This window comes from Campylobacter sp. CNRCH_2013_0671h (assembly GCF_025773055.1).
Taxonomy (GTDB): domain Bacteria; phylum Campylobacterota; class Campylobacteria; order Campylobacterales; family Campylobacteraceae; genus Campylobacter_D; species Campylobacter_D lari_D.
This window is the reverse complement of sequence record NZ_JAKMTG010000017.1, coordinates 1-12,754: the sequence shown is the minus strand read 5'-3', so window position 1 is coordinate 12,754 and position 12,754 is coordinate 1. Positions and strand designations below refer to the sequence as shown.

The 12,754-nt window shown below is 31.2% G+C and carries 13 protein-coding genes and 4 tRNA genes; 12 read left to right on the top strand and 5 right to left on the bottom strand.

Annotated elements, in window-relative coordinates:
* Window positions 1–582 (bottom strand): cache domain-containing protein (locus L8X97_RS08060; RefSeq protein ID WP_263661590.1); only part of this gene is annotated, 582 nt, incomplete at its 3' end.
* A gap of 151 nt (window positions 583–733) precedes the next feature.
* Here L8X97_RS08060 and L8X97_RS08055 point away from each other — a divergent pair.
* From L8X97_RS08055 to L8X97_RS08040, 4 genes are all read left to right on the top strand, one after another.
* A tRNA-Gly gene (locus tag L8X97_RS08055) sits at window positions 734–808 on the top strand.
* A gap of 9 nt (window positions 809–817) precedes the next feature.
* Window positions 818–906 (top strand) — tRNA-Leu (locus L8X97_RS08050).
* Between the two features lie 16 nt (window positions 907–922).
* Window positions 923–996: transfer RNA gene (locus tag L8X97_RS08045), tRNA-Cys, on the top strand.
* Between the two features lie 35 nt (window positions 997–1,031).
* A tRNA-Ser gene (locus L8X97_RS08040) sits at window positions 1,032–1,119 on the top strand.
* Window positions 1,120–1,193: 74 nt separating this feature from the next.
* On the opposite strand, the gene ilvD is transcribed toward L8X97_RS08040, so the two are convergent.
* Complete coding sequence (gene ilvD / locus L8X97_RS08035; protein WP_263663040.1) at window positions 1,194–2,870, bottom strand: dihydroxy-acid dehydratase; 1,677 nt, start codon at window positions 2,868–2,870, stop codon at window positions 1,194–1,196.
* 134 nt (window positions 2,871–3,004) lie between these two features.
* On the opposite strand from ilvD, the gene L8X97_RS08030 reads away from it, so the two are divergent.
* On the top strand, window positions 3,005–4,357 hold the full coding sequence (locus L8X97_RS08030) for a Na+/H+ antiporter NhaC family protein (protein WP_412175071.1): 1,353 nt from the start codon (window positions 3,005–3,007) through the stop codon (window positions 4,355–4,357).
* Window positions 4,358–4,381: 24 nt separating this feature from the next.
* Here L8X97_RS08030 and L8X97_RS08025 read toward each other — a convergent pair whose 3' ends face one another.
* The 3 genes from L8X97_RS08025 to L8X97_RS08015 are packed head-to-tail and all read right to left on the bottom strand — an operon-like array spanning window position 4,382 to window position 6,318.
* On the bottom strand, window positions 4,382–4,780 hold the full coding sequence (locus L8X97_RS08025) for a hypothetical protein (RefSeq protein WP_263663038.1): 399 nt from the start codon (window positions 4,778–4,780) through the stop codon (window positions 4,382–4,384).
* A 1-nt stretch (window position 4,781) separates the two neighbouring features.
* On the bottom strand, window positions 4,782–5,756 hold the full coding sequence (locus L8X97_RS08020) for a phospholipase A (RefSeq protein ID WP_263663037.1): 975 nt from the start codon (window positions 5,754–5,756) through the stop codon (window positions 4,782–4,784).
* Entirely contained in the window at window positions 5,719–6,318 is a 600-nt protein-coding gene (locus L8X97_RS08015; protein WP_263659548.1) for a molybdenum cofactor guanylyltransferase, read from the bottom strand. The genes L8X97_RS08020 and L8X97_RS08015 overlap by 38 nt, the downstream gene beginning before the upstream one ends.
* A 42-nt stretch (window positions 6,319–6,360) precedes the next feature.
* Between L8X97_RS08015 and L8X97_RS08010 the strand changes: the two genes are divergently transcribed.
* From L8X97_RS08010 to L8X97_RS07980, 7 genes are all read left to right on the top strand, one after another.
* Window positions 6,361–7,665: an NFACT RNA binding domain-containing protein gene (locus L8X97_RS08010; RefSeq protein ID WP_220566712.1), complete on the top strand. Its 1,305-nt coding sequence runs from the start codon at window positions 6,361–6,363 to the stop codon at window positions 7,663–7,665.
* A gap of 2 nt (window positions 7,666–7,667) precedes the next feature.
* The gene (locus L8X97_RS08005) at window positions 7,668–7,988 is read left to right on the top strand and encodes a hypothetical protein (protein ID WP_133319048.1); all 321 of its coding nucleotides are present in this window, start codon (window positions 7,668–7,670) and stop codon (window positions 7,986–7,988) included.
* Between the two features lie 11 nt (window positions 7,989–7,999).
* Window positions 8,000–8,728, top strand: coding sequence for a phosphatidate cytidylyltransferase (locus tag L8X97_RS08000; RefSeq protein ID WP_263663036.1), 729 nt, complete (start codon window positions 8,000–8,002; stop codon window positions 8,726–8,728).
* Window positions 8,725–9,804, top strand: coding sequence for a 1-deoxy-D-xylulose-5-phosphate reductoisomerase (gene dxr, locus L8X97_RS07995; RefSeq protein WP_263663035.1), 1,080 nt, complete (start codon window positions 8,725–8,727; stop codon window positions 9,802–9,804). The genes L8X97_RS08000 and dxr overlap by 4 nt, the downstream gene beginning before the upstream one ends.
* A complete protein-coding gene (locus tag L8X97_RS07990) occupies window positions 9,801–11,189 on the top strand; it encodes a M99 family carboxypeptidase catalytic domain-containing protein (RefSeq protein ID WP_263663034.1) in 1,389 nt (462 codons plus the stop codon). Before dxr ends, L8X97_RS07990 begins: the two co-directional genes overlap by 4 nt.
* Entirely contained in the window at window positions 11,186–12,193 is a 1,008-nt protein-coding gene (gene tsaD, locus L8X97_RS07985; RefSeq protein ID WP_263663033.1) for a tRNA (adenosine(37)-N6)-threonylcarbamoyltransferase complex transferase subunit TsaD, read from the top strand. The genes L8X97_RS07990 and tsaD overlap by 4 nt, the downstream gene beginning before the upstream one ends.
* Window positions 12,190–12,754: type II secretion system protein (locus L8X97_RS07980; protein ID WP_263663032.1), on the top strand; the 565-nt coding region annotated here is incomplete at its 3' end. The genes tsaD and L8X97_RS07980, both read left to right, overlap by 4 nt.

Below are 12,754 nucleotides of genomic sequence, written 5' to 3'. Positions count from 1 at the left end.
GCGACCCATTATTAATACATCTTTTGCAAAAGTATGCAGGTTGTAATCACCTCCAACTACTGCCAAGAGTTTTCCATTGGAATATATTGGAGCCGTATAAGAAACTGTTATAGAGTCATCTTCTATGCTTTTATAAGGATCTGATACTACAAGTTTTCCCACGCTTTTGGCCTCTTGATACCATGACCTTGTTCTTGCATCAAATCCGGTTTCTTCAGGACTTCTAATAATTCTGTTAGATTGATATAATTTTCCATCGTCATTAAATCCAATATATACTACATTAAAGCCAGCTGCTTCTTTTACTGTTTCTAATATATCAAATAGTTCGCCAGAATTAACCCTTGGATTTTTTTCTACAAATTTAACAATAGAAGCAATGGCATCTCTTTTTGCTCCAGAATATATATTGTATGCTGAATTAACATCAAACATAGTTTTTTTCTGAATTTCTTCTAGATAATAACTAGTGCTTTCTTTAGATTGATAATAGCTAATCATATTAACAACTATTAGTATAATAGCTATTAAAAAACAGGCTATTGTTGTCAATTTATTAGATAAACTGTTAAATTTAAACATACTTGTTCCTTTTTAGTTATTTTTTGGCCGGGTATTTTACTTATAAAATAATTAGAAAAAAATAAAAATTTTTTATCTTTTTGAAAACATATGTAGTTTTTATATTTTTTATGTGCATTTAAGTTTTAATAAGTATAATTTCAACTTTAATGCGGGAATAGCTCAGGGGTAGAGCACAACCTTGCCAAGGTTGGGGTCGCGAGTTCGAATCTCGTTTCCCGCTCCATTATCACCCGCCCGGGTGGTGGAATTGGTAGACACAAGGGACTTAAAATCCCTCGGAATTTTTCTTCCGTGCCGGTTCAAGTCCGGCCTCGGGCACCACTTTTTGGTAACTCAAGGCGACATAGCCAAGCGGTAAGGCATGGGCCTGCAAAGCCTTGATCTCCGGTTCGAATCCGGATGTCGCCTCCAATGCGATGTTAATACTTGATATTTTTATTCTTTTACGGGAGATGGCTGAGTGGTCGAAAGCGGCGGTCTTGAAAACCGTTGAGGGTCACACCTCCAGGGGTTCGAATCCCTTTCTCCCGGCCACTTTAACATAATTTTTCATATTTTGTTTTACATTTAAAAAGATATTTCTTAATTTCTTTAAGAAATTAAGAAAATTATTCTAAGTCTAAAACCCCGCCTTTGCTAGCATTACTAACAAGTTTTTGATACATTTTAAGCCATCTTGAATTTATTTGCTTATAAGGCATTTTAAAATTTGCTTTGCGTTTAGCAATTTCATCTTGGGCTAAATTTGCATTGATGCTGTAGGTATCTACATCAATTTCTATCTCATCACCATCTTTTAAAAGCGCTATAAGTCCACCTTCTGCAGCCTCAGGAGAAATATGGCCTATGCTAAGTCCTCTTGTAGCTCCGCTAAAACGACCATCTGTTATAAGTGCAACTTTAGCACCAAGCCCCATGCCTGTGAGTAATGAAGTCGGACTAAGCATTTCTTGCATGCCAGGTCCACCTTTTGGTCCTTCATAGCGTATCACGCACACATCGCCTTCTTTAACTTTACCTTTTATAATGCCTTTAATGGCTTCTTCTTGAGAGTTAAAACAAACCGCTTTTCCTTTGAATTTACGCTCGCCCATAATACCTGCAGTTTTTATCACACAGCCTTGCTCAGCCAAATTCCCAAAAAGTATAGCAAGCCCACCTACATTTGAATAGGCATTGTCTATTTTTCTTATAATGTTTTCATCTTTAATATCAGCATTCTCAATGCGCTCTTTTAAAGTTTTTCCACTAATATCTAGAGTGTCAAGTTCTAAAATATGGCCTGGTTTTTTAGCTATTTCAGCTATTACCGCACTTACTCCACCTGCTTTGTGTATATCTTCCATATATATTGTGTTTAAAGATGGAGCGATTTTGGCTATATGGGCCACATTAGCACTGATGTGATTGAGTTCTTTTATATCCAAATTTACACCCGCTTCATAAGCAATGGCAAGCATATGTAAGATAGTATTTGAGCTTCCACCCATAGCCATATCAACAACTAAAGCATTGTTAATGGACTTTTTAGTAATAATATTGCGAATTTTAAAACGCTCATCTAGTGCAATTTCACAAATTCTACGCGCAGCTTTTCTTAAAAGCTCTTCTCTTTCTTTGCTAAGTGCTAAAATAGTTCCATTTCCTTCTAGTGCTATACCCATAGCCTCGCATAAAGTATTCATAGAATTTGCAGTAAACATACCCGAGCAAGATCCACCGCTAGGACAAGCTTTGCATTCTATATCTTTTAAATCCTCTTCATCGATTTTTTTAGCCTCATAAGCTCCCACTGCTTCAAAAACAGAACTTAGACTGATTTTTTCTCCATGTTTATTTACTCCTGCTTTCATAGGTCCACCACTAACGAAAATAGTCGGCACATTAACTCTTAAAGCCCCCATGAGCATACCTGGAGTAATTTTATCACAATTTGGGATACAAATTAGTGCATCAAGTTGGTGTGCATTCATCACTGTTTCAATAGAGTTTGCGATGATTTCACGACTTGGTAAAGAATAAAGCATACCATCATGCCCCATAGCTATACCATCATCAACACCTATGGTGTTAAATTCAAAAGGAATACAGCCATTTTTTCGGATTTCATCTTTAATGATTTTTGCATATTCATTTAAGAAAAAATGTCCTGGGATGATATCTATATAGCTATTTGCTACACCTATAAAAGGCTTATTAAAATCTTCATCATTTAAGCCACATGCTCTAAGTAAAGAGCGATTTGGTGCTTTTAAGTGTCCTTTTTTGATTGCATCACTTCTCATTTGTATCCTTTTTTAAAGTAAAAACTATCATTTTATGCTTTTATTTTGCAATTTTTGCTTAAATTTTTTAAACTTAAATAGTATTTTAAAGAAAATTATTTAAAATGTGCAATTATTTTGATTTAAGGAATGTAATGCTTTTAACTAATCCGGTATTTATAGGTGTTTTGTTAATGACGCTTTTGTGTTTTTTTAGGTTTAATGTTTTGCTTAGTGTTTTGCTTTCTGGGCTTTTTGTAGGCATTTGGTCTAAATTTATGCATATGGAGCATTTAAGTTTGGTGGATTTTTTTACCCAACTTCCACAAGCTATGATGGATTCTATGAAAGTTTTAATCGATGGTATGCAAGGGAATTTGCAAACAGCACTAAGTTATATTTTGCTTGGAGCGGTGGCTGCTGCTATATCAAAAACTAATCTAACAGCATATTTGATTAAAATAGTTTCGCATTATATTTCACATAAAAAATACTTACTTATACTTTCTTTGGCACTTATTGCTTGTTTTTCGCAAAATTTAATCCCTATCCATGTAGCTTTTGTACCTTTGTTAATTCCACCTTTGTTGAAACTTTTTAATAAATTAAAAATAGATCGTAGAGCTATAGCTTGTGCATTAACTTTTGGACTTACCACACCTTATATGGTGGTGCCTTTAGGTTTTGGGCTTATTTTTCAAACTTTGCTTGTGGATAATTTAAATTCAAATGGGGTGCAAATTAGTCTAGGAGAAGTTTCTCAAACTATGGCTTTTGCAGCTATTTGTATGTTAGTTGGTTTATTTTTGGCTGTATTTGTATTTTATGCTAAGCCAAGAGAATATCAAGAAGAGCAAATTGCCAAAATGGATTTTGAAAATCTAAAAATGAGTAAAAAAGAATGGGGAGTTTTAGCTGGCCTTGGATTGACTTTGATTTTACAAATTTTAACGCACAATTTACCTTTATCAGGGCTTTTAGGTTTTGTATTGATGGTGGTTTTGGGTGGAGTAGAGTATAACAAAGTTAATTTAGTTTTTGATGATGGGCTTAAAATCATGGGTTATATAGCTTTTGTAATGCTTGTTGCTTCAGGATATGGAGAGGTTTTAAAACAAAGTGGAGGTATAGCTGAGCTTGTAAAAACAAGCGTGCCTTTTATGGAGCAAAGTCACTTTTTAGCTATTTTTATTATGCTAGCTATAGGTCTTTTAATCACTATAGGTATAGGCAGTTCTTTTGGTACTATTCCTATCATCGCTGCCTTATTTTGTCCTATATGTATAGAACTTGGTTTTTCACCTGCTGCGATTATTTTTATCATCGGTGTTGCTGGAGCTTTGGGCGATGCAGGATCACCTGCTAGTGAAACGACTTTGGGAGTGAGTGTAGGGCTTAATGCAGATAAGCAAGGTGATCATATAAAAGATACTTGTATACCAACCTTTTTATGCTTTAATGGCTCTTTGCTTATCTTGGGTAGTGTTATAGCATTTTTCTTAATTTAAAATATTAAAAGTCTAAAAAGGCTTTTAATATTCAAATTCTTCCATATAACCACAATCAATTGTAAGAATTTTCATTTGAAATGATTTTATAAACTCGATTATAGGTTCAACTCCACCATAAGGAAAAGAAATGGGGTAAAAATACAATTTGGCGATATTTTCCTCTATTTTTTCTATGGAGTGAAAATAGTATTCTCCATTTCCTATGCAGTCAAAAATATCATCAAACCCCCAACAATCTTTGCTTGAGAAATATTCTAATTCTTTTTTGCTGTAAAAATTATATATACTTTTATCTGTGTATAAATCTTCTATTTGTAAATTCTCATCTTTTAAGATTTTGATATAATTAAACAAATCGCACAATCTTTTAAAAGACTTTTCATTATTAATGATAAACTTAATAAAGCAAAATTTTTCCATTTTAATACATTAACAATATTCCACTTGAAAGTCTGCTTGAAGATTTATTATACTCAATAAGACTCTCACCGTATCCGTTAAAATACTGAGTGTAAATATATAAGCCATTGTTAGAAATTTTATAAGCTCCGCTTATTTCTACTGCACCGCGGTTATTAGCAAAATTTAAATTATTACGCCACAATATATTGATAAAATAATCATCTTGGGTATAAGCAAGATTAATATCAAAATTACCTAAATATTTTTCTATATCAGGATTATCATCTTCTGAACTTTTTTCAGGAATTCTTAGCCAAACTCTAGGTATGAACATAAAATCGCCAAAAAACCATGCATTGCTTAGATAAATTCTATTCCATGATCTTGATTTTGGATCATTTTGCCCGTTAGATTCATGTAATAAGCCTATGCGTACATCTTTTAAATTCTCAAAAGCACCATGTCCGCTTATAGGAAAGTTGATAAAAAATTCAGGTAAATAGTTTGTTTCTCTAAAAGGAGCAGAATGTTTATAAAGTTGCCACCATGAAATTTGCGTATAGCCTATGTTATAACTTTCATTTAAACCCAAAAGATTTTCAAAAAGAGTTTTTTTAAGGCTTACTTGAAATTTAGTTTCAGTGCTTTTATAATCTCTCTTGCTAAAACTATAAGAAACAGGCATAAAATAGCTAAGATTATGCGTGCTAATACCAAAAGGATTGTATGATTTTTCTGTGCCAAGGTAGTTTGCTAAAGCTTCATTTTTTGGATTAATATCATCTAATTTTTTCTCTTTGGATGTATTTTGCTCAAAATTAAAAGACTTTTCTAAACTTACTTCTTTTTGTTTTTCTTTTAAAGCTAAGCTTTTATAAATTTGCATAGCTTTTTTGTACTTACCTTGATTTTCATATTCTAAGGCTTGATTGAATAAATCCTCATTTGCTAAAGCACTAAAAGCACATACTATGGGTAGAATTGTCTTTTTCATGAAGCCACTTTTTATATTCTTTAAAATAATTTAAATTTATAAACTCATTATCATCTTCAAATTCTATAAATTCTGCTTTCATTGTATCACAAAAAAGGGCTAATTTGTGATTGTTTTCTTGTAAAAATTGCAAAGTTTTTTCAAAATTCCTACTATGGTAAAATCCACATAAATAATGCTTGTGTTTTTTTGTGCTTGCTAAGAGTATATTTTGTGATTTTAGATGATCAAAAAGCTTGTAAAAACTTTCTTTGTTTATGTTTGGAGTATCCACGCTAAGGATAAATACATAGGTATTTTTAAAATGTTTAAGTATGGAATTTAAGGCAATGAGTGGAGAGTAGTTGTTTAAATCCTCATCTAAAATAAGTGCTAAGTTTTTTTGATGAAATTTATCTTTTTTGCTGCTAATAAAAACTTGATTAAAAATCCTTGACATTTTTTCATATTGATAAAGAGTTAAGTTTTTATTATCTACTTGTAATAAGCTTTTATCTTCTCCCATACGCGAAGATTTTCCTCCGCATAAAATCACACAAGGATAGGGAATTTTTTCACTCATAAAAAACCTCATAAATTCATCAAAATATTTTATAATACATTTATGAAATATACAGATTTAATACAAATAAAAGATTATTTTAAACAATTTCAAAGACTAAATTATCTCAAACGCCTTGATGATAATATCTTAGAGCTTAGCTTAGATCATCAAGCTTTTATACTAGACTTAACGCGTGGAAAAAGTGGAATTTACCAAGATAAACTCCAAGCAAAAGTCTATAATGCACCTTTTGATTTTATGCTAAAAAAATACTTCTCTAACGCAAAGATTTTAAATTTAGAAGTATTAGAAAATAATAGAATTTTATCTTTTGAAGTTTTATCAGAAAAATCTTACAAAGCTTATGGGGCTAAGATTTATTTTGAATTTACAGGAAAAAACACTAATGTAATCATCACAGACACTGATGATATTATCATAGAAGCTTTGCGTCATATAGATAAAAGCTACCGCGTTGTAAAAATAGGCGAAAAACTCCAAGCTTTAAAAGCTTATGAGATAAAAGAAGAATTTGTAAAGATTGATGATTTTAATGTGTATTTTAAAGAAAGTGCTAAAAAGTTACAGCAAGATCGCTTAAAAGATATAAAAGAAAATAAACTTTTAAATATAGATAAAAAAATCTTTACTCTTAAAGAGAGTATAGAAAATTTAGAACAAGAAAGTAATTTATTAAAAAAAGCTCAAGAATTAAGCCAAAAAGCAGATGTTTTATTTGCTAATTTAAATTCTTTAAAAGATTATCAAAGAGAATTTATTTTGCAAGATTTTAATGCAAATGAGCTTGCCTTTAAACTCGAAGATACACCTAAAAATAGTGCGAATGAATTTTATAAAATGGCTAAAAAGCTAAAACAAAAGGCTAAAAATATCAATATAGAAAGAGAAATTTTAAGTGAAAAACTTGATTTTCTAATAAATTTAAAAGACTTAATTGCTAAAAGCACCTCTTTGAGAGAATTAGAAGTTTTAATGCCTAAAAAAACTAAAAAAACAAAAAAAGAGGAACTAAATGCAGGGGTTAGTAGCTTTTATTTTGATGAGTTTAAAATCAGCGTAGGACGCAATGAAAAAGCTAATGAATATTTATTAAAAATAGCTAAAAAAGATGATATTTGGCTGCATGTGAAAGATTATCCTAGTGCTCATGTGATCATTACTTCAAATAAATTAAAAATAAGTCAATTAGTGCTAGAATTTGCAGCAAAGCTTTGTGTGGAATTTTCCAAGCTAAGTTCTGGAGTTTATTTGGTCGATTATACTAGTAAGAATTTTGTAAAAATAAAAGAAAAGGCTTTTGTAAATTATACAAATTATAAGACTTTAAGCGTTTTAAAGGAGTAAGTATGCCTATAAGTCCCATAGGTGGTATTCATTTTGCTAACCAAAATGCACCAGTACATTCAGCACAAGCTAGTAATGAATTGGCAAAAGATTCTTTTGCAACTTTGGTAAATATGAGTGAATTTCAAGCAAAAGAAAAGGCGGTTGAAAAACTTGAAAAAGTTAATCAAACTCATGAAGTAAGCGATGAGGTAAAAGAAAGGCAAGAGGAAGAAAAAAAGCATTCTAAACATCATCAAGAACAAGAGCAAGAAGATGAAGATGAACAAGAGGGACAAGAAGTAGTTAAAAAAAGTTCTCATTTGCTTGATTTAAGTATATAGAAAGGATAAAAATGTTTTCAAAGACAAGAATTCTTAGTGCTATTGTGATGATAGCTGTGATAGCTGTTGTTGCTTTAGTGGATAATTTTTTGATTAATTTTGTGATTTTTGGTGTTTTATTGTTTTTGGCATTTAATGAAGCAAAAGCTATGTTTAAAAGCAAACATGCAAGTGTTTTTGTAGCTTTGTGTGTTTTTGCAATAGGAGCATTTTTAGATAAACCTTTCTTTATAGGCCTTTTGGCTTTGATTTTGATTTTAGGATATTTAGTTTATAAAAAAAGTGAAAATTTAAATGAACTTATGCCTTATATATATCCTACTTTACCTATTTTAATGCTTTATCAAGTATTAAGTTATGAGGGTATGTTTGTATTATTTTGGCTTATAGTGATTGTCGTTGCTTGCGATAGTGGGGCGTATTTTATAGGAAAACTAATTGGCGAGAGAGCTTTTTCTCCAACAAGTCCAAATAAAACTTTAGAAGGTGTTGTAGGTGGCATTGTTTGTGCGGGGATTTTAGGAACCATCATAGGCTCTTTTGAATTTAGCTTGGTAAAAAGTATTTATATATCTTTAATCGTAGCTATTTTTGCTGTGATAGGGGATTTGCTTGAGAGTTATTTTAAAAGACAAGCAGGTATTAAAGATAGTGGTAATTTAATCCCAGGGCATGGGGGAGTTTTAGATAGAATTGATGCTGTTATCATTGCAGCATTTGCAATGGCAACTTTAGTATGATCGTACTTGGAAGCACGGGAAGTATAGGAGTTAATACTCTTTTTATTGCTAAAGAAAAAAACATAAACATAGAAGCCTTATCTTGTGGTAAAAATATCAAGCTTTTAAATGAGCAAATAGCTCTTTTTAAGCCTAAATTTGTATGTATACAAGATGAAAAAGATAAAACCTTAGTTGATCATGATAGGATTTTTTGTGGTCAAGATGGTTTAAAAGCGATGATAGCTGAGTGCAAAAGTTCTTTAGTGGTAAATGCTATAGTAGGTTTTGCAGGCTTAAGTTCAAGTCTTATGGTGCAAAAGCTTGGTAAAATTTTAGCCTTGGCAAACAAAGAAAGCCTAGTAGTAGCAGGGAAATTTTTTGACACTTCTAAGATTAAAGCCATAGATAGCGAACATGCAGCACTAAAGTGCTTGATAGATAAAAGAAAAGATATTAAAAAGCTTTTTATCACGGCAAGTGGCGGGGCCTTTTATAATTATAAAATCAAAGATTTAAAAAATGTCAGTGTAAAAGAAGCTCTTAAGCATCCTAACTGGAGCATGGGAGCTAAGATCACCATAGATAGTGCTAGCATGTGTAATAAACTTTTTGAAATTATCGAAGCTTATCATCTTTACGGTATTAAACAAATAGATGCTTTGATAGAAAGAAAGTCTTTAGTGCATGCTTTATGTGAATTTAAAGATGGTGGTATGAGTGCATATTTTTCTCATGCAAATATGCGTTTGTCTATAGCTCAAGCGATTTTAGATGAGCATGATCAAAGCTTTATAGAAAATTTGGATTTGTTAGCTATGCCAAGTTTAAAATTTGAAAAAATTAGTTTAAAAAAATATCCTATATTTTCACTTAAAGATGAGCTTTTGAAAAAGCCTGACTTGGGTGTGATTATAAATAGTGCAAACGAATATATGGTGTATCAATTTTTAGCCCAAAAAGCGCAGTTTTTAGACATAACTAAGGGTGTTTTTAAGGCACTAGATCATTTTGGTGTGCCAAAGATTAACCAAATTGAAGATGTTTTTGAGTATGATAAGCAAGTTAGGCTTTATTTAGATAAGGAAATGAAGTGAGATATTTTTTAAGTATTTTGATTTTTATAAATGTGGTTTTTGCTTTAGAGTTTAGCGTTAAAGAAAATGGAAAAAGTTTAGATGATAATAATACGGTTTTAATCCTTGGAGGTATACAAGGAGACGAGCCAGGTGGGTTTCATGCTGCTAGTTTGCTTTTGAGTGATTATAATATCACTAAAGGTAAAATTATTGTCGCACCAAATTTAGCTTTTGAAAGTATTATTGCTAGAAATAGAGGAAATTTTGGAGATTTAAATAGAAAATTTGCCCATATAGATGAAAACGATCCTGATTTTCACACTATAGAGCGCATAAAAAAGCTTATTTTGGAACCTGAGGTAAATATGGTTATAAATTTGCACGATGGAAGTGGATTTTATAGACCTCAATATGAAAGCAAAGATAAAAATCCAAATCGCTGGGGCAATACTAGTATTATTGATCAAAGTGAGGTAAATTCTACTAAATATGCAGATTTGGAAAATATTGCTAAAGAAGCAGTGGAAAATATCAATAAAGCTTTAGTTAAAGAAGAACATCAATATCATTTAAAAAACACCAAAACCCAAGAAAGCAATGATAAAGATATGCTAAAGGCTTTAACTTATTTTGTGGTGTCAAATCACAAAGCAGCCTTTGCTAATGAAGCGAGCAAAAATTTACCAACGCATTTAAGAGTATATTATCATCTTTTGGCAGTGGAGTATTATCTAAAAAAGGCAAATATAGAATTTCAAAGAACTTTTGATTTAACTCCAAATGGAGTTTATAGAGCTATTGAAAAGCCTTTGGAGGTAAAACTTTTTAATGATAAAATTTTACTTTATCTTGATAAACCTGCTAGTGCTATAAATTTTTTACCTTTTCCTATTAATCAAGCTTTAAATTATGAAGCAAGTAATGAGATTACTGCAGTAATTTCCAATGTTAACTCATATTCAATCAATTATGGCAATCGCTTGCAAACAAGATTGTATCCTGAGTATTTTGAATTTTCAAATGCTCTAGATAGTGTTGAAGTGATAGTAGATGGAAAAAATATACAAACAAATTTTGCTCAAAAAATTATGGTAAAAGATAATTTTAAAATACCTTCTATAGCAGGTGTAAGAGTTAATGTTATAGGTTTTGATAGGGGTGTTGATGAAAGTGATATTGTTATAAGCAAAAACCAAATGCAAAGCCGTTATTCTTTGGATAAAAAAAGAAAAATTTACAGAGTAGAATTTTATGAGCTAAAGAATGCAAATTTAGCCGATCAAGTTTTAGAAAGAAAGACTAATTTTAAAGAAATTAAAAAAGCAAATATACCTGCAAAAGCCATAGAAAAAGCAGAACAAAAAGACAAATTTATCGGTATGATTTTAGTGGAATTTCAATGAGAGATTTGATTCTTGCCATAGAAAGCTCTTGTGATGATAGTTCTATTGCTATCATTAATAAAAATAGCTTTGAGTGTATCTTTCATACAAAAATTTCTCAAGAAAATGCCCATAGTGCTTATGGAGGGGTGGTGCCCGAGCTTGCCGCAAGATTACATAGTGAAGCTTTACCTAAGATTTTAAAAAGATGCCAAAAATACCTTGATAAACTTTGCGCCATAGCAGTTACAAATGAACCTGGCCTTAGTGTGAGTTTGATAGGTGGAGTAGCTATGGCTAAAATGCTTGCTATTAGTTTAAATTTACCGCTCATTGCGATTAATCATCTAAAAGGGCATATTTATTCTATGTTTTTAGATAAAAAAGCTAATTTTGATATGGGTGTGTTGCTTGTAAGTGGTGGGCATACTATGGTGCTTTTTATTAATGAGCAAGGTAAAATCACAGAATTAGCAAGAACAACCGATGATAGCTTTGGAGAAAGCTTTGATAAAGTAGCAAAAATGATGGATCTTGGCTATCCTGGTGGAGCTATCATAGAAAATTTAGCTAAAAATGTAAAAGAAAGTGATTTGGAATTTAGCATACCCTTGCTTCATTCTAAAGATTTAGCTTATAGTTTTTCAGGGCTTAAAAACCAAGTGCGTTTGGAAATTTTAAAAGAAGAATTAAGTTTGGAGCGTAAAAGTAAAATTGCCTTTGCATTTCAAAAAGCAGCCATAGCTCATATTTTAAACAAGTTAGAAAAAATTTTTAAAGAGTATAAATTTAAACGCTTTGGTATAGTAGGCGGAGCTAGTGCAAATTTAAGCTTAAGAAGTCAAATAGAGCATTTATGTCAAAGTTATCAATGTGAGCTTTTGCTAGCTCCGCTTGAGTATTGTTCGGATAATGCTTTGATGATAGCAAGGGCAGCTTGTGAGGCTTATGAGCGTAAAGAATTTGTAAATATAGAAGATGATCTTATAAAGCCTAAGGTAGAAAACTTACAAGGCATGTTATGAAAAAAGCTTTTACTATTATAGAGCTTGTGTTTGTAGTAATTATACTTGGAGTTTTAGCTGCGGTTGCTCTGCCAAAATTTAGTACAAGTAAAGATGAGGCAAGTGTAGTTCAAGCTTTGGGAAATTTAAAAATTTTTATTAATGATATAAGTGTTTATATATTAAAAAATGAAAGTCTTTCAAATATAGCTTTAATGAGCAATGTAACAAATATAAAAAATGAAGACTTATCAAATTTGCAAAATTCCACCAAAGAACTTGATTTTAGTGTAGGAAATGATGAGCAATGTTTTAAAGTGCTTTTTGTAGATAAAGAAAGTGTTTTGCTTTTAGCACTTATGGTAGATAATGCTCAAAAAAGCAAAGCTCAAAATATAGCAGATTTAAAAAATCAAGCTTTGAAAGATCCTAAAAATCAAAGCATAAAAACTCAATTAGATGAGGCTTTAAATGCTTTTAGTCAAAGTGAATTTGCAAGCACTTCAAAATCTAAAGCTTGTCAAGGTCTAATCCACTCTAAAGCTTTTAAAGATTTAGCTACTAGAGTGTATTTTCTAAGTG